The sequence below is a fragment of the Pseudomonas sp. RGB genome (assembly GCF_007713445.1).
In the GTDB taxonomy this organism is placed as follows: Bacteria; Pseudomonadota; Gammaproteobacteria; order Pseudomonadales; family Pseudomonadaceae; genus Aquipseudomonas.
Genome location: NZ_VMSH01000001.1, coordinates 298,270 through 323,226, shown reverse-complemented (window position 1 = coordinate 323,226; position 24,957 = coordinate 298,270). Strand labels below are relative to the sequence as shown.

The 24,957-nt window shown below is 61.1% G+C and carries 25 protein-coding genes; 14 read left to right on the top strand and 11 right to left on the bottom strand.

From position 1 onward, the window contains the following. Positions 1 to 134 precede the first annotated feature (134 nt). The gene (locus tag FPT15_RS01520; RefSeq protein ID WP_145157876.1) at positions 135 to 1,100 is read left to right on the top strand and encodes a GlxA family transcriptional regulator; all 966 of its coding nucleotides are present in this window, start codon (positions 135 to 137) and stop codon (positions 1,098 to 1,100) included. A 137-nt stretch (positions 1,101 to 1,237) separates the two neighbouring features. Here the strand turns inward: FPT15_RS01520 and FPT15_RS01515 are convergent, their stop codons facing one another. After that, positions 1,238 to 3,592, bottom strand: a complete 2,355-nt coding sequence (locus FPT15_RS01515; protein WP_145157873.1) for a penicillin acylase family protein — start codon at positions 3,590 to 3,592, stop codon at positions 1,238 to 1,240. A 159-nt stretch (positions 3,593 to 3,751) separates the two neighbouring features. Between FPT15_RS01515 and FPT15_RS01510 the strand changes: the two genes are divergently transcribed. Both FPT15_RS01510 and FPT15_RS01505 read left to right on the top strand, forming a co-directional pair. Beyond that, positions 3,752 to 4,858, top strand: a complete 1,107-nt coding sequence (locus tag FPT15_RS01510; protein WP_145157870.1) for a GNAT family N-acetyltransferase — start codon at positions 3,752 to 3,754, stop codon at positions 4,856 to 4,858. Continuing rightward, positions 4,855 to 5,733, top strand: coding sequence for an arginase family protein (locus tag FPT15_RS01505; RefSeq protein WP_145157868.1), 879 nt, complete (start codon positions 4,855 to 4,857; stop codon positions 5,731 to 5,733). The genes FPT15_RS01510 and FPT15_RS01505 overlap by 4 nt, the downstream gene beginning before the upstream one ends. Here FPT15_RS01505 and FPT15_RS01500 read toward each other — a convergent pair. The 4 genes from FPT15_RS01500 to FPT15_RS01485 form a co-directional block, all read right to left on the bottom strand. Continuing rightward, entirely contained in the window at positions 5,711 to 6,934 is a 1,224-nt protein-coding gene (locus FPT15_RS01500) for a DegT/DnrJ/EryC1/StrS family aminotransferase (protein ID WP_178119643.1), read from the bottom strand. The genes FPT15_RS01505 and FPT15_RS01500 overlap by 23 nt on opposite strands. Next, positions 6,934 to 7,344: a multidrug efflux SMR transporter gene (locus FPT15_RS01495; protein WP_145157862.1), complete on the bottom strand. Its 411-nt coding sequence runs from the start codon at positions 7,342 to 7,344 to the stop codon at positions 6,934 to 6,936. The genes FPT15_RS01500 and FPT15_RS01495 overlap by 1 nt, the downstream gene beginning before the upstream one ends. Continuing rightward, entirely contained in the window at positions 7,344 to 7,700 is a 357-nt protein-coding gene (locus FPT15_RS01490) for an EamA family transporter (protein ID WP_145157859.1), read from the bottom strand. Before FPT15_RS01490 ends, FPT15_RS01495 begins: the two co-directional genes overlap by 1 nt. A 90-nt stretch (positions 7,701 to 7,790) precedes the next feature. Beyond that, positions 7,791 to 8,369, bottom strand: coding sequence for a DUF6436 domain-containing protein (locus FPT15_RS01485; RefSeq protein ID WP_145157856.1), 579 nt, complete (start codon positions 8,367 to 8,369; stop codon positions 7,791 to 7,793). Between the two features lie 99 nt (positions 8,370 to 8,468). Between FPT15_RS01485 and FPT15_RS01480 the strand changes: the two genes are divergently transcribed. Beyond that, entirely contained in the window at positions 8,469 to 9,410 is a 942-nt protein-coding gene (locus FPT15_RS01480; RefSeq protein WP_145157854.1) for an alpha/beta hydrolase, read from the top strand. A gap of 104 nt (positions 9,411 to 9,514) precedes the next feature. Here the strand turns inward: FPT15_RS01480 and FPT15_RS01475 are convergent, their stop codons facing one another. Further along, on the bottom strand, positions 9,515 to 10,267 hold the full coding sequence (locus FPT15_RS01475; RefSeq protein ID WP_145157851.1) for a DUF2059 domain-containing protein: 753 nt from the start codon (positions 10,265 to 10,267) through the stop codon (positions 9,515 to 9,517). Positions 10,268 to 10,398: 131 nt separating this feature from the next. Between FPT15_RS01475 and FPT15_RS01470 the strand changes: the two genes are divergently transcribed. Then, a complete protein-coding gene (locus tag FPT15_RS01470) occupies positions 10,399 to 11,031 on the top strand; it encodes a 2OG-Fe(II) oxygenase (protein ID WP_145158572.1) in 633 nt (210 codons plus the stop codon). A gap of 2 nt (positions 11,032 to 11,033) precedes the next feature. After that, positions 11,034 to 11,516: a DUF523 domain-containing protein gene (locus FPT15_RS01465; protein WP_145157848.1), complete on the top strand. Its 483-nt coding sequence runs from the start codon at positions 11,034 to 11,036 to the stop codon at positions 11,514 to 11,516. 114 nt (positions 11,517 to 11,630) lie between these two features. On the opposite strand, the gene FPT15_RS01460 is transcribed toward FPT15_RS01465, so the two are convergent. Further along, a complete protein-coding gene (locus FPT15_RS01460; RefSeq protein WP_145157845.1) occupies positions 11,631 to 12,125 on the bottom strand; it encodes a transporter substrate-binding domain-containing protein in 495 nt (164 codons plus the stop codon). Positions 12,126 to 12,259: 134 nt separating this feature from the next. Between FPT15_RS01460 and FPT15_RS01455 the strand changes: the two genes are divergently transcribed. Then, positions 12,260 to 12,700 (top strand): DUF4399 domain-containing protein, encoded by a 441-nt coding sequence (locus tag FPT15_RS01455; protein ID WP_145157842.1) that lies wholly within the window; start codon positions 12,260 to 12,262, stop codon positions 12,698 to 12,700. 62 nt (positions 12,701 to 12,762) lie between these two features. Here FPT15_RS01455 and serA read toward each other — a convergent pair whose 3' ends face one another. Next, positions 12,763 to 13,992 carry a phosphoglycerate dehydrogenase gene (gene serA / locus FPT15_RS01450; protein ID WP_065902258.1) on the bottom strand — a complete coding sequence of 410 codons (1,230 nt, stop codon included), beginning with the start codon at positions 13,990 to 13,992 and terminating at the stop codon, positions 12,763 to 12,765. A 205-nt stretch (positions 13,993 to 14,197) separates the two neighbouring features. Between serA and FPT15_RS01440 the strand changes: the two genes are divergently transcribed. The 4 genes from FPT15_RS01440 (at position 14,198) to FPT15_RS01425 (ending at position 18,471) form a co-directional block, all read left to right on the top strand. Further along, positions 14,198 to 15,592 (top strand): FAD-binding oxidoreductase, encoded by a 1,395-nt coding sequence (locus FPT15_RS01440; protein ID WP_145157839.1) that lies wholly within the window; start codon positions 14,198 to 14,200, stop codon positions 15,590 to 15,592. 22 nt (positions 15,593 to 15,614) lie between these two features. Continuing rightward, positions 15,615 to 16,280 carry a fumarylacetoacetate hydrolase family protein gene (locus tag FPT15_RS01435; protein ID WP_145157836.1) on the top strand — a complete coding sequence of 222 codons (666 nt, stop codon included), beginning with the start codon at positions 15,615 to 15,617 and terminating at the stop codon, positions 16,278 to 16,280. A 238-nt stretch (positions 16,281 to 16,518) separates the two neighbouring features. Further along, positions 16,519 to 17,442 (top strand): SdiA-regulated domain-containing protein, encoded by a 924-nt coding sequence (locus FPT15_RS01430; RefSeq protein WP_145157834.1) that lies wholly within the window; start codon positions 16,519 to 16,521, stop codon positions 17,440 to 17,442. A gap of 120 nt (positions 17,443 to 17,562) precedes the next feature. Continuing rightward, on the top strand, positions 17,563 to 18,471 hold the full coding sequence (locus FPT15_RS01425) for an SdiA-regulated domain-containing protein (RefSeq protein ID WP_145157831.1): 909 nt from the start codon (positions 17,563 to 17,565) through the stop codon (positions 18,469 to 18,471). Here the strand turns inward: FPT15_RS01425 and FPT15_RS01420 are convergent, their stop codons facing one another. Then, positions 18,472 to 20,418, bottom strand: coding sequence for an autotransporter domain-containing protein (locus FPT15_RS01420; protein ID WP_145157828.1), 1,947 nt, complete (start codon positions 20,416 to 20,418; stop codon positions 18,472 to 18,474). It abuts the gene before it with no gap. A gap of 366 nt (positions 20,419 to 20,784) precedes the next feature. Continuing rightward, positions 20,785 to 21,456, bottom strand: a complete 672-nt coding sequence (rpiA, locus tag FPT15_RS01415; RefSeq protein WP_138813421.1) for a ribose-5-phosphate isomerase RpiA — start codon at positions 21,454 to 21,456, stop codon at positions 20,785 to 20,787. A gap of 137 nt (positions 21,457 to 21,593) precedes the next feature. Between rpiA and ilvA the strand changes: the two genes are divergently transcribed. Further along, entirely contained in the window at positions 21,594 to 23,108 is a 1,515-nt protein-coding gene (ilvA, locus tag FPT15_RS01410; RefSeq protein ID WP_145157825.1) for a threonine ammonia-lyase, biosynthetic, read from the top strand. Between the two features lie 40 nt (positions 23,109 to 23,148). Further along, entirely contained in the window at positions 23,149 to 23,562 is a 414-nt protein-coding gene (locus tag FPT15_RS01405; RefSeq protein WP_145157822.1) for a DUF2269 family protein, read from the top strand. Positions 23,563 to 23,673: 111 nt separating this feature from the next. Here the strand turns inward: FPT15_RS01405 and FPT15_RS01400 are convergent, their stop codons facing one another. Further along, a complete protein-coding gene (locus FPT15_RS01400; protein ID WP_145157820.1) occupies positions 23,674 to 24,330 on the bottom strand; it encodes an HAD family phosphatase in 657 nt (218 codons plus the stop codon). 143 nt (positions 24,331 to 24,473) lie between these two features. On the opposite strand from FPT15_RS01400, the gene FPT15_RS01395 reads away from it, so the two are divergent. Further along, on the top strand, positions 24,474 to 24,953 hold the full coding sequence (locus FPT15_RS01395) for an RNA pyrophosphohydrolase (RefSeq protein ID WP_003176750.1): 480 nt from the start codon (positions 24,474 to 24,476) through the stop codon (positions 24,951 to 24,953). The last annotated feature ends 4 nt before the right edge of the window (positions 24,954 to 24,957 follow it).

Sequence of the window (24,957 nt, the reverse complement as noted above, 5' to 3'; positions counted from 1 at the left end):
GGTCAACTGTGGGAGCTGGCTTGCCTGCGATGCTGGCGACTCGGTCTGTCAGTTAGACTGAGGTGATGCCATCGCAGGCAAGCCAGCTCCCACAGGGGATTTGTGTTCATTCAGTTAATCAAGGTTTACCACCCATGGGCAAAACCGTCGCCATCCTGATCTTCCCCGGCGTCCAGTCACTGGACGTGACCGGCCCCATGGATGTGTTCTGCGAGGCCAACCGTTTTCTGCCGCCGCAAGACCACTACCAGCTTGAAGTGCTCGGCCTGGGCCACGGCACCCTGGCCGCCTCCAATGGCTTGTCGCTGCAGGCCCACCGGCATTACAGCGAAGCCGTGCAAGGCTACGACTTGCTGCTGGTCGCCGGTGGCCCGCAATTGCCCTTCGAGGATTTCGGCGCGCAGTTTGACGACTGGCTACGCGCCGCCGCCGCGCGGGCGCAGCGTTTCGGTTCGATCTGCAACGGCGCCTTCATGCTGGCGCGAGCCGGATTGCTGGACGGCAAAACCGTCACCACCCACTGGAACGATGCCGCCGACCTGGCGCGCCTGTGCCCCTCGGCCCAGGTCGACGCCGACCGCCTCTACGTGCAGGACGGCAACCTCTACACCTCGGCCGGGGTCACGGCCGGCATCGATTTGTCGCTGTTTCTGCTGGCCCAGGACCACGGTCCGGAAGTCGCGCTGAGTGTGGCCAAACGCCTGGTGGTGTTTACTCAGCGCTCGGGCGGGCAGTCGCAGTTCAGTCCATTCCTGACGCCCCACGCCGAAAGCACTTCGGCGGTGGCGTTGGTGCAGTTGTACGTACTGGCGAACCTGACCGGTGATTTGACCATCGCCGACCTGGCCAAGGCGGCGAATATGAGCGCGCGCAATTTCTCGCGGGTGTTCGCCCGTGAAGCGCGCATAACCCCGGCAGAGTTCGTCGAGCGCGCGCGGGTGGACGCGGCGCGGGTGATGCTCGAAAGCAGCCCTGCGCCGCTGAAGACCGTGGCCTATCAATGCGGGTTTCGCGACGCCCAGCACATGCGCAGCGTGTTCAACCGCCGGCTGGGCGTGACGCCGCAACAGTTCCGACTTAACTTTGCGGCGCCGGCTTGAGCGTATCGTAGGCTGGCGCAGGCTTGTGTGGGAGCTGGCTTGCCTGCGATAGCATCACCGCGGTCTATCAGTAACACCGAGCGGCTTGCATCGCAGGCAAGCCAGCGCCCACAAAAACCAGCCCACAGTGATCGGTATTACCGCGCTGGCAACAGCTTCAACGTACCCCGGGTATTCGCCGTCACTTCCTCATCGCTGAAATGCGCCTGTTCGTAGCCGCCTTCGATGTAGGTTTGCGCCTGGTCGTCATAGTGCGAGTCAAACGGCACGCCGCTTTGCCCCACCGGGTTGATGGTCAGGGCGTGAGCCGGGTCGGCGAAGTCGATCAGGCGCCGGGTCGATGGGCCGTACGTCACTGGCCAGGGTGCCGGGCCGATCATGGCGGACTGGTTGTTCGGCACTTCGTGGGTGCCGGGTGCGGGGAACGGGCCGACGTTGAAGATTTTATCCAACGGTTTTTGCTGGCCCAGCGGGTGGCCCTGGGTCAGGGTATGCGCCTTGCCCCATTGCCACTGTGTGGGGTCATCGCCGAAGGTGGCCTTGAGGTGCGCCAGGCTGTTGTCCCAGGCGAGTTTGACGGTGTCCGCACGCGAGCCGTTCCACCATGGCGAGTCCGGCGAGGCGGCCAGGCGTGGCAATGCCGCATCGATCACGCGCGTAGTGAGCAGGGTCTTGAACATGCCGTCGCCGAGTTTCGGGTGAAACGCCGCGTCCGTGAGGTTGAACAGGAACTGGTTGAACAGCGTGGCGCTGGTGGACTCCAGCGGGTAATCACCTTTCCAGGCGGCCAGTTGTTCCACCAGTTGCAACTGCGCCGGGTCTTTGACCACCTCACGCAGCACCGGCAAAAGCGGCGCCAGCACGCGTGGGCCATAGGCGGTGGTGGTGCCCAGTTGCAAGGCCTGGCTGTTGGTCACGTCCCATTTCACGCTCTTGTCGCTCAACTGCGTGTTCAACTGCTGGCCACGGTCGGCCAGGTTGTAATAACCGGGAATCTCCATACCGGTGGGCGACACTGGCTGGGCATTGGCCGACACCACATAACCGCGCGCCGGGTTTTCCTCCTGCGGGTTGGCGCTGAACGGGTAAAAGCCCAGCTTGTCGGCCTGGGCGGTGCTGCCGTCGAGGATAAACCCGGCATTCACGCCAGCCGGGCGCACCGGCAGTTGCGCCGCCGCCCACCAGCCAATATCGCCTTTGGCGTTGGCCCACACGATATTCAGGCCGGGTGCAGAAACCAGCGCCGCCGCCGCGCGCGCCTTGGCCAGCGTGTCGGCGCGGTTGAGTTGGTAGAAGCCTTCGAGGATCGGGTTTTCGGTGTCCAGGAATGCCCACCACATGGCAATCGGCGTCTTGCCGGCATTTTCGCCGAGCACGTCATTGATGATCGGGCCGTGGGGCGACTGGCGCAGGGTGAGGGTCACCGGTGCCTCGCCCTTCACCGCAATCTGCTGCTCGCTGCTGGTCATGTTGACCCATTGGCCGTGGTACCAGACTTGATTGGGGTTGTCCGGGTTGACCTTTTCGGCGATCAGGTCGAGGTCATCGTTCTGGAACATGGTCAGGCTCCAGCCGAAATCCAGGTTGTGGCCCAGGAACGCCACCGGCACCAGTGCGTTGTGATAACCGTACAACTCAAAGCCCGGCGCCGACAGCTGCGCCTCGTACCACACCGACGGCACCGAGAAACGAATATGCGGGTCACCCGCCAGCAAGGGCTTGCCACTTTTGGTGCGGCTGCCACTGATGGCCCAGGCGTTGCTGCCTTCGAACTGTGGCAGGCCATTGTCGGCCAGGGCTTGCTCGCTCAACGAGGCGATTGCGCCGAGGGTGTTCCAGTCGCTGGCGGCAAGGTTGAGCGCGCCTTTGGGCTGCCAGTCCAGGTCGAAGACTTTCAGGTAGTCGCTGCCCAACTGGTCGCGTACGTAAGTCAGCAGCGGCTCGGTACGAAACGCGGCGGCAAAGCTGTAGGCCATGTACCCGGCAACGCTGATGGTGTCCTCGGCAGTGAACGGCCGCTTGGCGATGCCCAGCACGTCGAACTCCATCGGGCTGGCGTGGCTGTCCTGATACTGGTTGATGCCGTCCAGGTAGGCTTGCAAGGCCTTCCATGCCTTCGAGTCGTGGTCGATGTGTTCCACGTAACTCAAGGCGCGTTCGCGAATACGCAGGCTGCGGAACAACTTGTCGGTGTCCAGCAGCTTGGGACCGAGCACCTCGGCCAGTTCGCCTCGGGCCAGGCGCCGCATGATCTCCATCTGGAACAGCCGGTCCTGGGCATGCACGTAACCCAGGGCGCGGTAGAGGTCGGTTTCGTTCTCGGCGCGAATGTGCGGCACACCCCGGTCGTCGTAGCGCACGGTGACTGTGCTTTGCAGGTTGGCCAGCGTTTCGGTGCCCTGGCGGGTGGGTTGCTTGCTGTAGACATACACGCCAGCGCCGGCCATGAGGGCGGCAATCAGCAGAGCGAGCACGGTCAGGCTGCGTTTCATGGACGGTCCTTGGTCATTCACCTTTCAAGTCAGCGGAGTCTAATAGGTTTTTGACGGGTGCTGAGGGAAATGCTGATGTGCCTTGCCGACAGCCGAGGTTCAAGTGGAGAACACCCCATAGGCAGTATTATCCCACCTGTCATCTTTGAGCTTTTTGTCATGACTTGCGCCACGCAACCACTGTCAGACTCCAGCCGCCCCGAGGCTACCTACGCGTGCTGCCTGGAGGCGCCATCGCTGATCGGGCGCTTTTTGCAGCACCCGCCAGTGGGCTTTGACGTGCACCTGTCCGAACAGGGCCTGCCGTACTTCTTCACCCCCTTCGACCTGCTGACCACCGCCGACGACGCGTTCGTGAAGCGTGTGCGCAACTGGCCTGGTTATACGCTCTGGAATGCGTGGCTGCGGATCGACAGCTGCTTTGTCGGCACCACGGTCAGCGAATACTCGCCGTTCCCCCAGGCCGTTTCGCCTCAGGCTCTGGCGCAGTGGCTGCAACATGAGTGCGCACCCCAGCGCAGACTCACCGTCATCAAAGACGTGCCCTGCAACTCGCCGCTGCTCAGCGACGCGGACAACCGCTACGCGCAGGCTCTGATCGATGACTGCACCCGACGCGGCTTCATCAGCCTGGAAGGCCAGGCGCTGGCGTATGTACCGATCAACTTCAGCACGGTCGACGAATACCTCGCGCGCTTGTCCCACAGCCGTCGGCGCAATATCCGCCGCAAATTGCGCAGCCGTGAGGCGATGCACGTGGAAATCCTGGAAACCGGCGATGGGCGTTTCGACGACGACGCCTGGCTCGCGCAGTTGTACGCGCTGTACCGGGCCGTCTACGACCAGAGCGAGATCCATTTTGACCTGCTCACGCCGGAGTTTTTCCGTGGCGTGCTGCGGGACGCCAGCAGCAACGGGCGGGTGTTCTGTTACTGGCACTGCGACGAACTGATCGGCTACAACCTGTGCTACGTGGAGGGCGACAAGCTGCTCGACAAGTACATCGGCCTCAACTACCCGCAAGCGCTGGAATTCAACCTGTACTTTGTCAGCTGGTTTGTGAACCTGGAGTACGCGGTGGCCAATGGGCTGAAGTTTTACGTGGCCGGCTGGACCGACCCACAGGTCAAGGCCAGCCTCGGCGCCGACTTCACCTTCACCCGCCACCTGGTCTGGGTGCGTAACCCGCTGTTGCGCAAACTGGGCAATCGGTTCCGCCATCACTTTGAAAGCGATGCCCAGTGGCAACAGGAGCACACTTCATGAGCCAGGATCGACCGCCGCTGATTCTGGATTTCGACGGCGCCGTCAGTGACATTCCCGGCGCACTGACCCTGCCACTGCAGGCCTGGCAGGAAAAAATCCGCTTCGGCTGCCGTTGGGCGCAGTTCCTGGAGCTGGAGACGGCCCTGCACGCACAGATGCCCGGCGACTATGGCTGTGTGTTTACCGGCAGCGGCGACTATCACCACCTCAGCCAGTTGTTGCTGAACCGACTGCCCAGCCAGCAGAAGTTCCAGCTGATCATCTGCGACAACCACCCGGACAACATGCGCTACCCGTTCGGCATTCACTGCGGTTCGTGGGTCTACTGGGCCAGCCGGTTGCCGCAGGTCGAGCACGTGCATGTGCTGGGTATCGGCTCGCAGGATATCGGCCTGGGCCATGCCTGGGAGAATCACTGGTCGCCGCTGCTCAAGCGCAAATTGACCTACTGGAATATCAACGTCGACACGCGCTGGATGAACTGGGTCGGCGCCGGTCGCAGCAATCGCGCGTTCAGTCATCCGGATGAATTGATGCGCGCGTTCCTGGCGCAGTTTGACCGTTCGCTGCCGGTGTACCTGTCGATCGACAAAGACGTGTTGAGCCCCGAGGTGGTCAACACCAATTGGGATCAGGGTGAGTTTCTGGAGCAGCACTTGAACGAGCTGATCGACGCTTGCGAGGGGCGGATCATCGGCGCTGACATTACCGGCGATGTGTCGGCCTATCACTATGAAAGCAAGTTCAAGCGCTGGCTGAGCGCCTCCGATGGTCAGGAAGCGTTGCCTGAGGCGCAGGTGCAGATCTGGCAACAACAGCAGAACGCGTTGAACAGCCGGTTGGTGGCGCGCATCAATCAAGTCTGGCGACGATAGCCTTCAGCTGGGTCAGTATCTTTTCGAAGTGTGCGTCGGTCAGCCAATGGCTGTTGCTGATCGACAGCGTGCGCGTGGCGAAGGCTTGGGCTTGAGTGATATCGCTGCCAGGCTGCAACAGCGCAGCGACGGCCGGATACTCCGGCAATGTGTGGATAAACAGGCGGGTCACACCCAGCCCTGAGGTCCACAGCTGCGTCATCGCCGCATCACGCATGTGTGCCGACGGCATCATCACCATCAGAAACGGCCAGGTGCCTTGCTGTCCGGGCCTGTCCATCACCACCGAGACGCCGGGCAAGGCATTCAAGCGTGCTGCGCGGCGCAAGGCTCGAGTGCGGCCTTGCTGCAGATACGCCGGCAAGCGGGCCAGCGCCGCGGCGCCGACCTTCTGGCGATAGCCGCCAAGGCCGTGCAACGGGATGTCGTTAACCGAAAAATCGTCGCCCACGGCCGCCACCTCATCACCCTGGGCCAGCGCCGCGCGCAGGGCCTTGCCATACACGTAATACAAACCGCGCGGCTGATAGGCCAGGGCGTAACCCCACAGTTCAGCGGTGCGTTGCAGCTCCCAGCGCAGGCTGAATGGCAGGTCCTGCCGGCATTGCCGATGCAGCGCCTGATGCAGCACCGGGTCGCGGCTGAACAGCACGCCACCTTCGGCCGTCGTCAGGCCTTTGCCCAGCGCCATGCTGAAAAAACCCATATCACCTTTGAGCCCAACGCTGTGGCCACCGTCGAGCGCGCCCATGGCTTGCGCAGCGTCCTCGATGACCGCCGCGCCGACAGCCCCGGCAATGCGCTTGGCGGTATCGACATCGGCCACACGTCCTGCCAAGTGAGTGACCACCACGGCCAGGGTGTTCTCGTCGCACAACTGCGTCAGTTGCTGTTCATCCAGGTCAATGCTGTCGGGCTGTAGATCGCAAGGCACCACACGCAATGGCGGGCAGTAATAGGCGGCCAGCGCCACCAGCGGGCAGGTGTAGGCGGGCACGATAAGTTGGGTGCGGCCGGGCATGCGTTGCTGTAAGACGCGCAGCGCGATGATCAACGCCGCCGTGCCGGAGCAGGGCAGTGCTGGCAGTGGGATAGAGAATTGGCGGGCCAGCAATTCGGCCAGGTTGCCCGAGCGTGCGAGTAAATCTTGCCAGCGCAAAGGAAGCCCCGCAGTTGGCGGGATTTCCCAGTGGCGGCTCATCACGCCGGGGCCTGCGACGGCTCGACCTCAAGCTGCTTGCTCTCTTTGTCTTCGCTGCGTGCCAGGCAGAGAATGCCCGCAATAATCAACGCGCCGCCAATGATTTTAGGCAGGGTCAAGGTGTCATCGAACAGCCAGACGGAGATCAGCGTCACACTGATCAGCTCCAAGTGCGAGGCCGCAAACGCCGGGCCCACCGGTGCGTATTTGAGCAGCGTCATCCAGGTGAAGAACGCGCCGATATAGCCGACGAAGGCGCCGTAGATCCACGGCGCGCCGAACACGCGAATCAGCCAGGCTGCATCCATCGTCAGGGGCTCGGCATGCACCGAGGCGAATTTGAAGCTGACCTGCGCCAACGTGTCGAAAATGATCAGCGCGAGAAAACCCAGGATATAGAAACGTTTCATCATTCAAACCCTACGACAGTCACGCCACAGGCGATCAGCATGATGCCGATCAGGCGCCATTTGCTCAGGCGCTCTTTGAACAGAAAACGCCCGGCAATCATGATCACGACAATATTGATCGAACCCAGCATCACACCCACCGACAGCGGCACGAGTGTCAGGAACGCCAGCCACAACACGAATTCGAAGACATAACAGATCACGCCGAGCCAGATCCACGGACGCTTGAGCATGTGCTTCCAGTGAGCCAGCCCGTCATGTTCGGCGCTGGCCGAGGCGGCGGCTTTAAAGGCCAGTTGGCCGGACGTGTCAACGATAACGTTGAGCATCCAGAGGATGATGGTTAACTGGCTCATGTATTCCTATGCTTACAAACTCTGCGAAATCCTACGATACAACAGGCTGTTGATCGGGTGATTGGAGTTTGCCAGTTGAACAGCCTGTGTTCAGTTTGGGGCCTTGCTCCACGCACAGTAGCAGCCCACCGCCAGGGTGTGGGTCGCGTCTACTTCGCGGCCGGCCTCAAGGGCTTGCAGGATCGGCTCGATAAAACTGTTGCTGGAATTGCACGTGAGCCCTTCGCTGTACGGCCCGAAATACGCAAGTTTGCCGCTTCGGTCCCAGATTCCGACGGCAGGTGTGGCCGGTATCTGCTCGGCACCGGACAGGGCATTGAGGGGTTTCATCTTGCGCAGGTTGTCGGGCAGTTGGCCGTGGCTGCCGGCCTTTTGCAGGGCGTAGAACTCGACGCCTTGGGGCGCGTAGTGCTCGATCAACTCGCCCAGGTGTTGCTGGTTGCCAACGTTGCACGGGCAGGCCGGGTCCCAGAAGTGCACCAGGCGAATCGGGCCTGGGCCGGCAAGTTCGGCGGGCAGGCGCAGCGCGTCGCCGGAAAACACCGCCGTGTGCTCACTGAATGCGCGCAGGTAGCGACCCTGGAACCAGTCATACGCTGCCCACAGCACGCCGGCGCAGATGACCAGGATCAGGCTGGCGAACAAGGCGGAACGGTAGGGCTGTCGCATTCAGATCAATCCTCGAAGGTCGCGTAGCTTGCCATGCTTGTCCTGACAGATGAATATCGCAGCTCGATATTCATCTTCACCGTCAGTCTGGAACCCTTTATGCCTGTGAGCTTTGACCCCGATCATCTGCGCGAAAGCTTGCGGCCACTTGTGGATGCGCAACCGCTCAGCGCCGAGGCGCGGGTCTACCAGCGCTTCTACGGGCTGGACCTGGCCGCGCGCAAAGTACCGGCGGTGAGCCGCCTGGGGCGTTTCGATGTGGATGGCTTCCACGTGGTGGCGCAGGTGTGGTGGCCACCTCAGCCCGTGGCAACCATGTTCGTGTTCCACGGCTTCTACGACCATATGGGGCTTTACCGCCACGTGGTGAACTGGGCGCTGGACCAAGGCTGTGTGGTGATTGCCTGCGATCTGCCCGGCCATGGCCTGTCCAGCGGCGCACGCGCCAGCATCGATGATTTTGCGGTGTACCAGAACGTGGTGCAGGCGCTGTTTGCCCAGGCCACGGCGCTGCAATTGCCGCAGCCCTGGCATCTGTTCGGGCAAAGCACCGGCGGCGCAGTGGTGGTGGACCATGTGCTCCATCACGGCGCCGACAGCCCGGCGCAGGGCAAGACCTTCCTGCTGTCACCCTTGGTGCGCCCGCGTGCGTGGGGTTGGTCGCAGGTCAGCTATTACCTGCTGCGGCCCTTCGTCAAAGGCATCGCGCGGCGGTTCAGCGAGAACACCAACGACCCTGCGTTCAAGCCGTTCCTGGAAGCTGACCCGCTGCAGCCGCGCCACTTGCCGACCGCCTGGGTGGGCGCGCTGGCACGCTGGATCAAGCGCATCGAAGCCGCACCGCGCAGCCCACGGCGGCCGGTGATTGTGCAGGGTGAGGAAGACATGACGGTGGACTGGCAGCACAACTTGCAGGTGCTGCGGGGCAAGTTTGATCAGCCTGAAGTGTTGATGATCCCGCGTGGCAGGCATCATTTGGCGAATGAGATTGCGCCGATGCGCGAGCAATACTTCAGCTTTCTCACGGATCACCTGAAGTAACACAATCCAAATGTGGGAGCGGGCTTGCCCGCGATAGCGATCTGTCAGTTAGCCTTTGAGGTGCTGTCCCACCGCTATCGCAGGCAAGCCAGCTCCCACAGTTTTTACTGCGACAGGCTTGAGGTGCTCTGGCCTACTGCAAGCCCTGCGCGAATGGCTGCCAACGCCGCCTTGTAATACGCCCGACCTGCCGGCGACTCGGCAAACGTGGCGAATTCTTCCAGTTCCGGGTCAGATAAATCCCGATAGACGTACAGCAACGTATTGTTCAGGTCATTGCCGATCTGCTGCATCAGCCGCTCACGCTGCCCATTCAACATGCCCTGAGCCTGCCCACCGCCCAACAGACCCGGAATCATCTGGCTCAAGCTGTCGGCGGCCACACCGGCAATCGCCAGGCTGACTTCCGCACCGGCTTCACGGGCAGGCAGCGCCTGGGCCAGGTGGCCGATGATCAGGCTGCGAGTGGCATCGGCCTCGATGTGTGGCAGGCCTTGGGCGTTTTTCGCCAACTGGTCGCGGCGTGTGGCCAGCAACTCGGCGGCGACAATCTTACGGCCCAACGGTGATTGAAAAAACGCCAGGGCGGGTTTCGGGTCCGCCAGGTTCTTGCGCAATTGCGCCTCGGCACGCTGGTCCACGGCCTGGGCGGCAAAGCGTTTATTGCTGTTGTCCACCAGCGCCTGGTACACCGCCGGCGGCAAGCTGTTGCGGTAGCGTTGCTGAGCGGCACTCAGAGCGTCATTGAAATGCGCACGCTGTTCGGCCCAGCCGGCGACCTTGTACAACTGGTCATGGCCGTCTGCCCAAGCGGGCAAAACGCAGAACATCAGCACGGAAAAAAACAAACGACGCATATGGACTCCTGTCAGTCGGCCACTATTGTCCGTGTCGGGCGTAGGATTTGTCGAGAAATCCTATCGGTCACCTGACTAAAGTGTATTCAGACGCTCGGCGGCTCTGTCGGATTCACAGGCGTATGGATACTATGCGCGCCATGCAAATACCCCTCGATCATCCCCTGCTGCAACGCATTGTCGACGACCTGGCCGAAAAAGGCTGGTCGCAGCAGAACGGCTTCCTGCCCCAGGCTCTGACCCTGGAACTGGCGGCTGAGTGCCGTAAACGTGCGGCTGAGGGGGAATTGGCACCTGCAGCCGTAGGGCGCGGGCCGGCCCAGGAGATTCGCGAGGGTATTCGCGGTGACCGTATCCAATGGTTGGAAGAGGGTGATGCAGCGGTCTGCGAGACCTACATGGGCGTGATGGACAGCCTGCGGTCGGCCATGAACCGCGGGCTGTTCCTGGGCCTGGAAGATTTCGAAAGCCACTTTGCGATGTACCCCCCGGGTGCGTTTTACCTCAAGCACCTGGACCGCTTTCGCGATGATGACCGGCGCATGGTCTCGGCGGTGGTCTACTTGAACGACGCCTGGCTGCCAGAACATGGCGGCCAGTTGCGCATGTACCTCAAGGGCGGCGTCGAATACGACGTGGTGCCCACCGGCGGTAGCCTGGTGGTGTTCCTGTCCGGGGAGGTGCCCCACGAAGTCCTGCCCGCCACGCGCGAACGCCTGTCCCTGACCGGCTGGTTTCGCCGGCGGGGTAACGAGCCGTTTTAAACATGGAAAAGATTCTGATCAGTCGCTGCCTGCTCGGGCACAAAGTGCGCTACGACGGCGGCGCCAGCGGCCCGTTTGATCAATTGGCGGCGTGGCAGGCTGAAGGCCGTGTGGTGGCGATCTGCCCGGAAGTGTCGGGCGGTTTGCCGACGCCCCGGCCCTCTGCCGAAATCCCGGGCGGGCAGGGCATCGATGTGTGGGAGGGCCGTGCCCGGGTGCTGACCGCTGAAGGTGAAGACTTCAGCGCCGCCTTTCTCGATGGCGCCCGCCAAGCCCTGGCGCTGGTGCGACGCCACAATATCCGTGTCGCCATTCTCAAGGCCAATAGCCCGTCCTGCGGCAACGTGCTGACCTATGACGGCACGTTCACTGGGGTTAAGGTCAGCGGCGAAGGCGTGACGGCGGCGTTGCTCAAGCGCCACGGCGTGTTGGTGTTCAGTGAGCTGGAGTTGCCTGAGGCGGCTGCGGCCTTGGCCCAACGCTAAACCCTCCCCTGAATCAACATGTGGGAGCGGGCTTGCTCGCGAAGGCGGTGCGTCAGTCACTGTTTCTGGTACTGACACTCCGTCTTCGCGGGCAAGCCCGCTCCCACAATTGATCTAGGGTGTCTTGAGGACCGGTGTGTCGCCTTCAAACCACTTCTGCGTCAGCGCCTTCAAGCGACCATCCGCCTTCACCTGCTGCAACGCCTTGTCCAGGCTGTTTTTGAATGCCGGGTTGCCCTTTTGGAAGGGAATGGCCAGCTCAGGTGTTTCCTTGTAGGGATCGCTGAAATCGAAACGATCCTGCAGCTCGGCAGTCATAGCGATATGGTTGATGGCTACGTCGTACTTGCCGGTTTCAACGCCTGGCAGCATGTCGGCGTCATCGGTGGTGATGAATGAGGGGCGCACATCCATTTCCTTCGCCAGCTGCTCGCCCAGTTCCACTTCAAAGCCGGTGAGCTTGTCGCCGTCCTTGAAGTTGAACGGCGGTGTGTTGGCCTCCAGGGCGATGCGCAGTTCGCCACGATCAAACACATCATCAATCAATTCGGCGTGAGCCAAAGGGCTCAGAAGGGGCAGCAAAAGTACAAGGCCAGGCGAAAAGCGCATGGTCGCTCCTGATGAATTCGTCTACGCGAGGGGCCGTTCAGCATCGCTTTGCTATGGTGTTGAGTGCCTTGGACAGCAATTTGTCGCGAAGTTGTCATAACCCTACAGATTTCATAGAAAAACTGGAGAAGCGAATGAAAGCCTTTTTGTCCCGTGCCACCCTGGCCAGCGTTCTGCTGGGTGCTTCGATGTTGGCTACCGCTGCTGACGGTATCCCACGCAGCGCGCCGCCTGAAGGCGCCAAAGTCTTTATCGTGTCGCCAAAAGACGGCGCCACTGTCGATAAAACCTTCACCGTCAAATTCGGCATGGGAGGCCTGAAACTGGCCCCGGCCACCAGCCAGGACCCAGGCACTGGCCACCACCACCTGCTGATCGACCAGAAAGAGCTGCCTGACGCCAGCGTGCCGATCCCGGCCACCGACACCGTGATCCACTACGGCAAGGCCCAGACCGAAACCGAGCTGACCCTCACCCCTGGCAAGCACACCTTGCAGCTGGTAGCCGGCGACAAACTGCACATGCAGTTCAACCCGACTGTAGCCTCGAAAGTCATCACGGTTAACGTCAAGTAAGATTTGTTCAGATGTGAAAAAGGGAGCCCCGAGGGGCTCCCTTTTTGTGCTGCGTTGAAACCTTAGAACAACACGCGGCTACGAATCGTGCCGTTGATGTGCTGCAGCTTCTCTTGCGCCAGGTCCGAGTACTCGGCGTCGACGTCGATGACCACGTAGCCGACCTTCTCGTTGGTCTGCAGGAACTGACCCGAGATGTTGATGCCGTTTTCTGCGAAGACCTTGTTGATCTCCATCATCACGCCAGGGATGTTCTGGTGGATGTGCAGCAGACGGTGCTTGCCAGGGTGAGCCGGCAGCGCCACTTCCGGGAAGTTGACCGAAGACACCGAGGTACCGTTGTCGCTGTACTTGACCAGCTTCTCCGACACTTCCAGGCCGATGTTGGCTTGGGCTTCAGCGGTGGAACCGCCGATGTGCGGGGTCAGGATCACGTTGTCCAGGCCACGCAGCGGGCTTTCGAAGATGTCGTCGTTGGAGCGTGGCTCCACCGGGAACACGTCGATCGCGGCGCCGATCAGGTGCTTGTCCTTGATCGCGTCAGCCAGGGCGTCCAGCTCAACCACGGTGCCGCGCGCAGCGTTGATCAGGATGCCGCCTTTCTTGATGGCGCGGATTTCCTTCTCGCCGATCATCCACTGGGTCTCAGCGGTTTCCGGTACGTGCAGGGTGACGATGTCGGACATGCCCAGCAGCTCGGTCAGGCTCGCCACTTGAGTGGCGTTGCCCAGCGGCAGCTTGGTCAGGGTGTCGTAGAAGAACACCTGCATGCCCAGGCCTTCGGCCAGAACCGACAACTGCGTGCCGATCGAGCCATAGCCGACGATACCCAGCTTCTTGCCGCGGATTTCGAAGGAGTTGGCCGCGCTTTTGATCCAGCCGCCACGGTGGCAGGAAGCGTTCTTCTCAGGGATGCCGCGCAGCAACAGGATGGCCTCGGCCAATACCAGCTCCGCAACGGAACGGGTGTTGGAGTACGGTGCGTTGAACACCGCGATGCCGCGCTCGCGCGCTGCGTTGAGGTCGACCTGGTTGGTGCCGATGCAGAAACAGCCGACAGCCACGAGTTTCTTGGCGTGGTCGAAGATCTCTTCGGTCAGCTGAGTGCGGGAGCGAATGCCGATAAAGTGCGCGTCGGCGATCTTTTCCTTTAACTGGGCTTCCGGCAGAGAACTGGTGATGTACTCAATGCTGGAGTACCCAGCGGCCTTCAGTACGTCGACAGCCGATGGGTGGACGCCTTCCAGAAGAAGGAACTTGATCTTGCTCTTATCGAGAGAAGTCTTGCTCATCTGCGTAAACCTGTATCCCGGAGAAAAATGGCAGGGAATCGAGCAGCGCAAGCTGACCCGGACGGCAGGAAAGCCGTCACCGCAGAAACGCCCTTGGGCTCTGTCCTGCGGGGGCGGTATGCTAGCATACGTGCCCCGCTAAACACCCATTCCTGCGACGTGAAGCGTTCTCAGGATGACCATGAATTGTTCGAGAGTTCTGTCGATGACCCATCCTGCCCTGATTGATGAGCTGAAGACCCTGGTTGAGCCTGGCAAAGTGCTGACCGATGCAGACTCCCTGGAGGCTTACGGCAAGGATTGGACCAAGCACTTCGCACCCGCGCCTAGCGCCATTGTGTTCCCCAAGACCACCGAGCAAGTGCAAGCCATCGTGCGTTGGGCCAACGAACATAAGGTTGCGCTGGTGCCTTCCGGCGGCCGCACTGGGCTGTCGGCTGCTGCGGTGGCGGCGAATGGCGAAGTGGTGGTGTCGTTCGACTACATGAACCAGATTCTCGAAGTGAACCTCACCGACCGCACCGCCGTGTGTCAGCCGGGTGTGGTCACCAAGCAATTGCAGAACGTCGCTGAAGAAAAAGGTCTTTATTACCCGGTGGATTTCGCGTCGTCCGGTTCGAGCCAGATTGGCGGCAATATCGGCACCAATGCCGGCGGGATCAAGGTCATTCGCTACGGCATGACCCGTAACTGGGTGGCCGGCATGAAAGTGGTCACCGGCAAGGGTGATGTGCTGGAACTGAACCGCGACCTGATCAAGAACGCCACCGGCTACGACATGCGCCAGCTGTTTATCGGCGCTGAAGGCACTTTGGGCTTTGTGGTCGAAGCCACCATGCGCTTGGACCGTGCGCCGAAAAACCTCACCGCCATGGTGCTCGGTACCACGGATTTCGACTCGATCATGCCGGTGCTGCACGCGTTCCAGAGCAAGCTGGACCTGACCGCCTTCGAATTCTTCTCCGACAAAGCCTTGGCCAAGGTCATGGGCCGAGGCGACGTGCCGGCACCGTTCGAAACCGATTGCCCGTTCTACGCGCTGCTGGAATTCGAAGCCACCACCGAAGAAGTCGCCAACCACGCCCTGGAAACCTTTGAGCATTGCGTCGAACAAGGCTGGGTACTGGACGGCGTGATGAGCCAGAGCGAAACCCAACTGCACAACCTGTGGAAGCTGCGCGAGTACATCTCCGAGACCATTTCCCACTGGACGCCCTACAAGAACGACATCTCGGTGACTGTCTCCAAAGTGCCGGCGTTTTTGAAAGAAATCGACGCGATCGTCGGCGAACACTACCCCGACTTCGAAATTGTCTGGTTTGGCCATATCGGCGACGGCAACCTGCACCTGAACATCCTCAAGCCGGAAAACCTGAGCAAGGACGAGTTCTTCGCCAAGTGCGCCACCGTCAACAAGTGGGTGTTCGAAACCGTCGAGAAGTACAACGGCTCGATCTCCGCCGAACACGGCGTGGGCATGACCAAGCGTGATTACCTGACATACAGCCGCTCGCCGGTTGAAATCGAATACATGAAGGCAGTCAAAGCGGTGTTCGACCCCAACGGGATCATGAACCCTGGCAAGATCTTCGCTGTTTAATCGCCCCTGTAGGAGTCGTTTCATGAGCTACCAGCACAAGTACGTCGACGGCACCAACATCCACTTTCCCTTGGGCAAAGTGGTGTGCATCGGGCGTAACTACGCCGAACATGCCAAGGAACTGGACAACCCGGTGCCCACCGAACCGTTGCTGTTCATCAAGCCGGGCAGCTGCGTGGTCGCGCTGGAAGGCGGTTTCGCCATCCCGACCGACCGCGGCTCGGTGCACTACGAGGCGGAAATCGCGGTGTTGATCGGCAAGCCCCTGTCGAACAAACCCAGCCGTGAAGAAGTACTCGACGCTATCTCTGGCTTCGCGCCGGCCCTGGATTTGACCTTGCGCGACAAACAGGCCGAGCTGAAAGCCAAAGGCCTGCCCTGGGAAATCGCCAAGTCGTTCGATGGCGCCGCAGTGATTGCCCCGTTCGTGGTCGGCAGCACCTTTGCGGACGTGACCGATATCGGTATTCGCCTGACCATCAACGGCGAAGTGCGCCAGGACGGCAACAGCTCGCAGATGCTCAACCCGATTATCCCGATGATCCAGCACATGGCTGGCTGCTTCTCGCTGCAGGCCGGTGACGTGATTCTCACGGGCACCCCGGCCGGTGTGGGGCCGCTGAATGTGGGGGATGAGCTGGTGCTGGAGTTGACGGGTGTGAGCCGTTTCGAAAGCAGCGTTCGCTAAAGACGGCATGCCTTCAAATGTGGGAGCTGGCTTGCCTGCGATAGCATCACCTCAGTGTCACTGACACACCGAGGTGCCTGCATCGCAGGCAAGCCAGCTCCCACATTGGTCTGAGTGGTCCGAAACATCTGGCTTTTGCATTTTTTTCACACACCATCCGGATAATCCACAGCCTCCTGCGCGCGGGCCCGCTGATCCTGTGCTATCACCTAACGCTGACTTTCCGGAAAAGCGCTCAATGGCCGTGACTTTGCCCTCCGCTGCACCCAAGCCCCGTTCCCGTTTTGCCCTGCGCTGGTATTCCTGGCTGTTCCTCGCCGGGGCGATTGTGTATGGCGTTGCCTGGCTCATGCATTGGGATGATCGTGGCGTACTGTGGGTGGCGGAACGCTTTGAAACGCCGGCTGAGCAGCAGGCCAGCGTCTGGCTGCCGGACTACCATGCGGTCATCGACGGCAAGTTGCTGCCCGGCATGGAGAAGGATGAGGCTTCGGATCTTTCCTACAATCCGCAGACCAAAACCCTGTTTTCCGTGATGGGCAAAAACCCGTTCCTGGTTGAGTTGAGCCTGCAAGGCGATGTGCTGCGCAAGATGCCACTCAACGGCTGGAACAACCCGGAAGGCCTGACGATGATGGAGAACGGCTTGATGGCCATTGTCGATGAGCGCATGCACACGCTCACCGTGGTGAAAGTCGATGCCGGCACCCAGCAACTGAATATCGCTGACTTCAGGAGCTACGACCTGGGCCCGTCCAAGGATCAGAACAAAGCCTTCGAAGGCATCACCTGGGACAAGCGCAATCAACAGCTCGTGCTGGGCGAGGAGCGCCCACCGGCGCTGTTCACCTGGAAAAGCGATGGCACCACGCTGACGGGTGACAAGCAAAAACTCGCCAGCACCGAGCTGGACATGCGCAACCTTTCGGCCCTTGCCGTCGATCCGCGTACCGGCCACTTGCTGGCATTGTCGGCCGACTCCCACCTGTTGCTGGAGCTGGATGAAAAGGGCGAGCAAGTCAGCTTCATGACCTTGCTCGGCGGCTTCAACGGCCTCAAGCGCACCATTCCGCGTGCCGAAGGCGTGACCATGGACGAGAGCGGCACGTTGTACATGGTCAGTGAGCCGAACCTGTTCTACCGTTTCGAGAAACAGAAATAACCCACGATTACGTCGGACATTTCCCCAATAGCGGCATTCGTCAGACATCCGGCAGCGTTTAAGTTTAAATTCAGACAGGCGTGATATTCATTCGCCACTTTTTGACTTCGAGCTGCCCTGATGCGTCGATTCGCCCGCCCCAAACCCGCGTTTTTTACTGTGCTGCTGATCGCCCTGGTGGCCGCCGGTGTGGTTGCACAGCAATTGCGTCTGTTCGAGCGCGCTTGGTTTAACTGGCAGGCCTGGCGCCAGCCTGCCGATGAGCGCTCCATCGGCCTGGCCGATTATCGCGTCAGCCTGGAAGCCAAGGTGATCGAAGGCCTCGACGATGATGTTTCGGCCCTCACCTATGACCCGGTGCGCAAAAGCCTGTTTACCGTCACCAATAAAAACGCCGAGCTGGTCGAACTGTCCCTGGACGGCAAGATTTTGCGGCGCATTCCACTGGTGGGCTTTGGCGATGCCGAAGCGGTGGAGTTCATCAGCGACAACATCTACGTGATCAGCGATGAGCGTCAGCAGCGGCTGATCAAAGTGCACGTGAACGACGACACCCAGTTCCTCGACGCCGCCGATGCGGAGCAGATGACATTGGGCGTACACATGGGCGGCAACAAGGGTTTCGAGGGCCTGGCCTACGACTCGGTCGGCAAGCGCCTGTTTGTGGCCAAGGAACGTGACCCGATGCTGATTTACGAGGTGCACGGTTTCCCTCATTTCAAGCCGGAAAAAACCTACTCGGTGCACGTCATCAACAACCCCAAGCGCGATGCCGGACTGTTTGTGCGCGATTTGTCGAGCTTGCAATACGACGAGCGCAGCGGGCATCTGCTGGCGCTGTCGGATGAGTCGTTTCTGGTGCTGGAGTTGGACATCGACGGTCGCCCGCTAAGCAGCCTTTCTCTGCTCAACGGGCGCCATGGCCTGCAAAAACGTGTGCCTCAGGCCGAGGGCATCGCCATGGACGACCAAGGCAGCTTGTACCTGGTCAGCGAGCCAAATCTGTTTTACGTGTTCAAGAAACCCTGATCAAAACATCCACTGCACACCCAGCGAATAGCCGGTCTGGCTGCCTTCGGCATGCCCCAGGCGGCTGTTTACCTCGGCGTAAACGCCCAACTGCGGGGTGATCGCCAGCTGGCTGCCGACTTGGGCGCGGCCAAAGCTTTTGTCCACGGCACCCAGTTTGGCGGTGCGCGCCCGGCCGTCGGCGTGGGCGGTCAATTGCAGGTCGTCGAGACGCCCGTCAGCCAATTCCTTGACCCAGGCGATGTCGCCGTAAGGCAGCAGGCTCAAGCCATAGGGCAGGGCGACGGCACCGCGTACGCGCCAACCGAGGCTGGCTTCCAGGGAGTCGAAGGATTGGTCCTGATACTCAAGCGCCGTGCGCAGGTTCTGTTTCTCGTGGAATTTATCGATGCGCGCGTGGCTGTAATCCAGACCGGCAAACGGCCCACTCTTGACCGTGCCGAAGTCGAAGTCGTAGCCGCCCAGGACGCGCGCGCCCAAGGACAGAGCGTCGGTGTTGCCGCTCAGTTGCTGATTGAGCAAGATCGGGCCGCCATTGGCCTGGATCAACAGGTTGCGCTTGGAATCAAAGCGCGTACGCCCGACGCTCAGGTCGCCGGCCAGCCAGCTCGGCCCGCCGTCGTTGAGCAAGGCGTAGACCGCCGCCTGCCAGGTGTCGCTGTCGAGTTTGCCGCGGTGTTCGAGGGTGTCGCGCCCGTTGAGGTAGCTCAGGCTGGCGCCGATGTTCAGGCTGGACGTGAGTTGGTAGTCGCCCAGCGCATGCACGCCCAGGCGCCGCGCCTCGGGGTTGAGCGGGCTGTCGAAGCCGCTGTCCGGGCTGTATTCGCCGTCCACGCCAATTTCGCCATCAAAACTGCCCGCCTCGCGGCTGGCGGACTGCATGGTCAGCCAGCGCCGATCATGCAGCCGCACCATGGCCTGGTGCTGGCGCTGCAAGTTGTCTTGCATGTTGCGCGCAACGGCGCCGCCCGAGGCGGTCGAGGCCATCAGGTCGGCGTTGGTCAACTCCAGCACCAGGCGGCTGAGCAGGCGCGAATAGTCACGCAGGCGCTGGTCGATGCGCGCCTGGCCGAAGGCATCGGTGAGCACGGCTTTGTTGTCCTCGGCCGGGTCATGCCAGGTGGAGCCACCCGGAATTTTCGGGTTGTTGGTCTGGGTGTAGCCGTCCAGGTCGCCCAGCTCCCAGTTGGTGGCTTCGATATACAGAATCGGGATGTTCAGCGGCTCGAACGGCTCGCCATCGCTGCAACAGCCGGTGCCCTTGGGGTATTGCGGGTCCAGGCCAGGGTTGGTGAACAGTGGGATGTTCAATTCCTTGGCGATCTGGAATGTGTGTTCACGCAGCGAAGCCAGGGCGGGGTTGGCCGTGCTGTTCTGGCCGGCGTGGGCGTACATCATGTCGCCGGTGATCAGGCTGTCGAGGTTGATCATCGCCAGCATGTTCGCGCGCTGGCTGGCGCTGAGTGAGTCGACAAACGCCTTGGAGCCGCGCAGGCCTTCTTCTTCCGCGCCGAAGCCGACGATTTGCAGACCGTTTTCCAACTGCAGGCCGCCCAGGTTCTTCGCCACTTCGGTCAGCACGCTGGCGCCGGAGCCATTGTCGTCCAGGCCTTGCAGGGTCGGGCGGCCGAAGTAGGTGTCAAAATGCGCGCCAATCACCACGTATTGCGCCGTGGTGCCGGCGGCGTAGGCCACCACGTTTTGCGAGGCGCGAGTGCCGTTGTTCCAGGTGAAGTTCTGGCGACTGAGGCTGTAGGCCGAGCCCATCTGGCTTTGCATCCAATCTGCTGCGCCGGCGAAATTGGCGGTGCCGCGATACCGGCCGGGGTAATCGTTGATCAGCTTTTCCAGGGTGGTGTTGGCGTGCTGGCCGTAATCGTAGGCCTGGGTATGTGTCGACAGCAGGCTGCCGACCACGCTGATCGCGAGGGCTAGGGGCTTTATCACAAGGTCGTCCTTGAGGTGATGGGAAGGTCAAGCCCAGACCCATTGCACAATGCGCGCCTCATTCCTTGAGCGACTGCAAAGTGGCGCATTGTTAAACGCGTGGGTCGCCTGGCTGTAATTTGTAACGGATTTGATACTGAGGAAGGTACGACATGCCGTGAGGTGAAGCACGATTTTGGCGAGGGGATGCAGCGAAAAGTAGCATTCTTGTTACATAAATATCGAGGTCAGCACATAGCAAATGTGGGAGCGGGCTTGCTCGCGAAGACGGTGTGTCAGGCAACTGATCCAGCGACTGACACACCGCATTCGCGAGCAAGCCCGCTCCCACACAAACCCGGCTCCCACAGGGGGGGTCGCGGTTTTTTAAGCCTTCAGGGTTTTCACGCCTTCAGACGTGCCCAGCAGCAACACATCAGCCGGACGCGCGGCGAACAACCCATTGGTTACCACGCCGACGATCGCATTGATCTGCGTCTCCAGCTGCACCGGGTTGGTGATCTGCATGTTGAACACATCAATGATGATGTTGCCGTTGTCGGTCAACACGCCTTCGCGGTACACCGGGTCGCCGCCCAGCTTGACCAGCTCGCGGGCCACGTGGCTGCGGGCCATCGGGATCACTTCCACCGGCAGCGGGAATGCGCCGAGTACCGGCACCAGCTTGCTGGCGTCCGCAATGCAGATAAAGGTCTTGGCCACGGCCGCGACGATCTTCTCGCGGGTCAGGGCAGCGCCACCGCCTTTGATCAGGTTCAGGTGTTCGTCGCTTTCATCGGCGCCGTCGACATAGAACTCCAGGTCGCTCACGGTGTTGAGCTCGTACACCGGAATGCCATGGCCCTTGAGGCGTGCGGCGGTGGCTTCGGAGCTGGCCACGGCGCCGTCGAACGCACCTTTGTGCTGGGCCAGCGCATCGATAAAGCAGTTGGCGGTGGAGCCGGTGCCGACACCGACGATGCTCTTGTCGTCGAGTTTAGGAAGGATTAAATCGACGGCGGCCTGGGCCACTGCCTGTTTGAGTTGATCCTGGGTCATGCGGGCTCCGGAACGGGCGGGGAGTTATCGAGGGCGGCGAGTATAACCCAACAAAACCTCGGGATTCGTGTGGTCGCCCGGCCAAAAGCCGGGTTAGACTCCTTGGCCCTGCCCAACCTGCTCAGTGATTCCCGCCGATGCTTGAACAGTACGTCAAAAAGATCCTCACCTCGCGCGTCTACGACGTTGCCGTAGAAACCCCCTTGCAGACCGCCCGCCAGCTCTCCGAGCGGCTGGGCAACAAGGTCTGGCTCAAGCGTGAAGACTTGCAGCCGGTGTTCTCGTTCAAGATTCGCGGCGCCTACAACAAGTTGACCCAACTGAGCAGCGAGGAACGTGCGCGCGGCGTGGTCACCGCGTCTGCCGGCAACCACGCCCAGGGCCTGGCCCTGGCGGCCAAGGTGCTGGGGGTCAAGGCCACCATCGTGATGCCCAAGACCACCCCGGAAATCAAAGTTGAAGGCGTGCGTTCGCGTGGCGGCAAAGTGGTGCTGCACGGCGATTCCTTCCCGGAAGCCCTGGCCTATTCGCTCAAACTGGTCGACGAAAAAGGCTACGTCTACATTCACCCCTACGATGATCCGCACACCATTGCCGGGCAGGGCACCGTGGCGATGGAGATTCTGCGTCAGCACCCTGGGCCGCTGGACGCGATTTTCGTACCGGTGGGCGGCGGCGGGCTGATCGCCGGTATTGCGGCGTACGTGAAATACCTGCGCCCTGAAATCAAGATCATCGGTGTCGAGCCGGATGACTCCAACTGCCTGCAGGCCGCCATGGCGGCGGGCGAGCGTGTGGTGCTGCCAACCGTCGGCATCTTCGCCGATGGCGTGGCGGTAGCACAGATCGGCCAGCACACCTTCGACATCTGCAAAGACTATGTGGACGAAGTGATCACCGTCAGCACCGATGAAATCTGCGCGGCGATCAAGGACATCTACGACGACACGCGCTCCATCACCGAGCCTGCTGGCGCGCTTGGCGTGGCGGGTATCAAGAAATACGTGGAAACGCGGGGCATCACCGGGCAAACCCTGGTGGCCATCGACTCCGGCGCCAACGTCAACTTCGACCGCCTGCGCCACGTGGCCGAACGCGCCGAGCTGGGTGAAGGCCGCGAAGCCATCATCGCGGTGACCATTCCCGAGCAACCGGGCAGCTTCAAGGCGTTCTGCGAGGCCGTGGGCAAGCGCCAGATCACCGAATTCAACTACCGCTACCACTCCGGGCGCGAGGCGCACATCTTCGTCGGCGTGCAGACGCACCCGGAAAACGACCCGCGCAGCGCGCTGATTGCCAGCCTCACCAGTCAGGGTTTCCCGGTGCTGGACCTGACCGAGAACGAACTGGCCAAGTTGCATATCCGCCACATGGTCGGCGGGCATGCGGCCAAAGTCAGCGATGAGCTGGTGTTCCGTTTCGAATTCCCGGAGCGTCCGGGAGCGTTGTTCAACTTCCTGAACAAACTGGGCGGGCGCTGGAACATCTCGATGTTCCACTACCGCAACCACGGCGCGGCCGATGGCCGTGTGGTCGCAGGCCTGCAAGTGCCGGCGGACGAGCGCCATCTGGTGCCGGCGGCCTTGGCGCAAATCGGCTACCCGTACTGGGATGAAAGCGAAAACCCGGCCTACCAGCTGTTCCTCGGTTAAGCGACTACGCTGACTGAGCGGCCTTCAAGGAATCAAGACCATGGAAACGCTGACCACCCTCAAGGTGATCCACATCACCGCCACTGTGTTATTGCTGCTCAGCGGCCTGGGCCTTGCGGTACTTGCCTGGCGCAAACGCAGCGTCGGTCCGACCGCTACCGTGCAACGTCCGTGGGCGTTTGTGTGGTTGCTGATGGGGGTGTGCATGGTCAGCATGCCGTTTACCGGCTGGTGGCTGGTGCATATGACCGGCTGGCCGCTGGGGCAAACCTGGATTCTGGGCTCCAGCATCCTCTACACCGTGGCGGCGCTGGCCTGGATCTGGCTGGTGGCGCGGCTTAATCACCTGCGTAAAGGCGAGGGCGGTAGCCTGAATTTCACGTTGGTGCTGGCGGTGGTCAGCCTGGTGGGGTTTGTGGCGATTGCCGGGTTGATGGGTGCCAAGCCGGTTTAAGGCTTTAAACCGCGTCGGCTGCATCGGGGGCAAGCCCCCTCCCACATTTAACCGAGTAGATCCTTTGGAATGCGGTCGAGTGTGGGAGGGGGCTTGCCCCCGATAGGGCCATCAGCTACGCAGCGTAATCACCGGCCAACCTCGCTTCTGGGCTTCAGCCCGCAAATTCGGGTCCGGATCCACCGCCACCGGGTGGGTCACTTGCTCCAGCAACGGCAAATCGTTCATCGAGTCGCTGTAGAAGTAGCTGTCTTCCAGGCTGTACCCGGTTTCTTCCAGCCAACGATTCAGGCGCGTCACCTTGCCTTCACGGAAGCACGGCACATCGGTGCTGCGCCCGGTGTAGCGGCCATTTTCCATCTCGCATTCAGTGGCGATCAGGGTTTCAACGCCCAGGCGTGCGGCAATCGGCGCGGTGACGAAGCGGTTGGTGGCGGTGATGATCACCAGCTTATCGCCCGCAGCGCGGTGTTTGGCCAGCAGTTCCACGGCCTTGGGCAGCATGATCGGCTCGATGCAGTCGCGCATGTAGTCGTTGTGCCACTCGTTCAGCTGGGCCATCTCGGTGCGGCCGAGGATTTCCAGGCAGAAGTTCAGGTACTCGGCGTTATCCAGCGTGCCGGCCAGGTAGTCCTGGTAAAACTCGTCGTTGCGGGCCTTGTAGGCCACCGCGTCGAGAATCCCGCGTTCGCAGAGGTAATCGCCCCAGGCGTGATCGCTGTCACCGCCCAGAAGCGTGTTGTCCAAGTCGAATAAAGCCAGGCGCATTGCAGTTACTCGCTGAAAAGTCTGTAAAAAGGCGTCCAGAATACGGTCTTTTCACAAGAGTGCACATAAGGTAAGAAGCCTCGTTGCCGCTGGAACAACCTTTGTGGAACAATGCGGCGACATGCGTTTGCGAGGTTGTTGCCGTGATCGACCCCGATGGTTTCCGTCCTAATGTCGGGATTATTCTTACGAATGATGCCGGACAGGTGCTATGGGCTCGCCGAATCAACCAAGATGCCTGGCAGTTTCCTCAAGGTGGAATCAACCCCGACGAAACCCCTGAAGACGCCTTGTACCGTGAGTTGAACGAAGAAGTCGGCCTTGAGCGCGAAGATGTGCAAATTCTGGCCTGTACCCGTGGCTGGTTGCGCTATCGTTTGCCGCAACGCCTGGTGCGTACCCACAGCCAACCGCTGTGCATCGGCCAGAAGCAGAAATGGTTTCTCCTGCGCCTGATCTCCAACGAGCAGCGGGTGCGGATGGATTTGACCGGTAAACCGGAGTTCGATGGCTGGCGTTGGGTCAGCTATTGGTACCCGTTGGGCCAGGTGGTGACATTCAAGCGCGAGGTTTATCGTCGCGCTCTCAAAGAGCTTGCCCCGCGCCTTTTAGCGCGCGACTGACGAC

Bases quoted from the DNA above. Each gene is read 5' to 3' on its own strand.
- FPT15_RS01405 (WP_145157822.1), top strand. From the start codon at position 23,149: ATGGAAACGCTGACCACCCTCAAGGTGATCCACATCACCGCCACTGTG.
- FPT15_RS01475 (WP_145157851.1), bottom strand. From the start codon at position 10,267: ATGCGTCGTTTGTTTTTTTCCGTGCTGATGTTCTGCGTTTTGCCCGCT.
- FPT15_RS01470 (WP_145158572.1), top strand. From the start codon at position 10,399: ATGCGCGCCATGCAAATACCCCTCGATCATCCCCTGCTGCAACGCATT.
- ilvA (WP_145157825.1), top strand. From the start codon at position 21,594: ATGCTTGAACAGTACGTCAAAAAGATCCTCACCTCGCGCGTCTACGAC.
- FPT15_RS01490 (WP_145157859.1), bottom strand. From the start codon at position 7,700: ATGAGCCAGTTAACCATCATCCTCTGGATGCTCAACGTTATCGTTGAC.
- FPT15_RS01485 (WP_145157856.1), bottom strand. From the start codon at position 8,369: ATGCGACAGCCCTACCGTTCCGCCTTGTTCGCCAGCCTGATCCTGGTC.
- FPT15_RS01440 (WP_145157839.1), top strand. From the start codon at position 14,198: ATGACCCATCCTGCCCTGATTGATGAGCTGAAGACCCTGGTTGAGCCT.
- serA (WP_065902258.1), bottom strand. From the start codon at position 13,992: ATGAGCAAGACTTCTCTCGATAAGAGCAAGATCAAGTTCCTTCTTCTG.
- FPT15_RS01520 (WP_145157876.1), top strand. From the start codon at position 135: ATGGGCAAAACCGTCGCCATCCTGATCTTCCCCGGCGTCCAGTCACTG.
- FPT15_RS01430 (WP_145157834.1), top strand. From the start codon at position 16,519: ATGGCCGTGACTTTGCCCTCCGCTGCACCCAAGCCCCGTTCCCGTTTT.
- FPT15_RS01400 (WP_145157820.1), bottom strand. From the start codon at position 24,330: ATGCGCCTGGCTTTATTCGACTTGGACAACACGCTTCTGGGCGGTGAC.
- FPT15_RS01480 (WP_145157854.1), top strand. From the start codon at position 8,469: ATGCCTGTGAGCTTTGACCCCGATCATCTGCGCGAAAGCTTGCGGCCA.
- FPT15_RS01515 (WP_145157873.1), bottom strand. From the start codon at position 3,592: ATGAAACGCAGCCTGACCGTGCTCGCTCTGCTGATTGCCGCCCTCATG.
- FPT15_RS01500 (WP_178119643.1), bottom strand. From the start codon at position 6,934: ATGAGCCGCCACTGGGAAATCCCGCCAACTGCGGGGCTTCCTTTGCGC.
- FPT15_RS01425 (WP_145157831.1), top strand. From the start codon at position 17,563: ATGCGTCGATTCGCCCGCCCCAAACCCGCGTTTTTTACTGTGCTGCTG.
- FPT15_RS01435 (WP_145157836.1), top strand. From the start codon at position 15,615: ATGAGCTACCAGCACAAGTACGTCGACGGCACCAACATCCACTTTCCC.
- FPT15_RS01460 (WP_145157845.1), bottom strand. From the start codon at position 12,125: ATGCGCTTTTCGCCTGGCCTTGTACTTTTGCTGCCCCTTCTGAGCCCT.
- FPT15_RS01465 (WP_145157848.1), top strand. From the start codon at position 11,034: ATGGAAAAGATTCTGATCAGTCGCTGCCTGCTCGGGCACAAAGTGCGC.
- FPT15_RS01455 (WP_145157842.1), top strand. From the start codon at position 12,260: ATGAAAGCCTTTTTGTCCCGTGCCACCCTGGCCAGCGTTCTGCTGGGT.
- FPT15_RS01505 (WP_145157868.1), top strand. From the start codon at position 4,855: ATGAGCCAGGATCGACCGCCGCTGATTCTGGATTTCGACGGCGCCGTC.
- FPT15_RS01510 (WP_145157870.1), top strand. From the start codon at position 3,752: ATGACTTGCGCCACGCAACCACTGTCAGACTCCAGCCGCCCCGAGGCT.
- FPT15_RS01495 (WP_145157862.1), bottom strand. From the start codon at position 7,344: ATGAAACGTTTCTATATCCTGGGTTTTCTCGCGCTGATCATTTTCGAC.
- rpiA (WP_138813421.1), bottom strand. From the start codon at position 21,456: ATGACCCAGGATCAACTCAAACAGGCAGTGGCCCAGGCCGCCGTCGAT.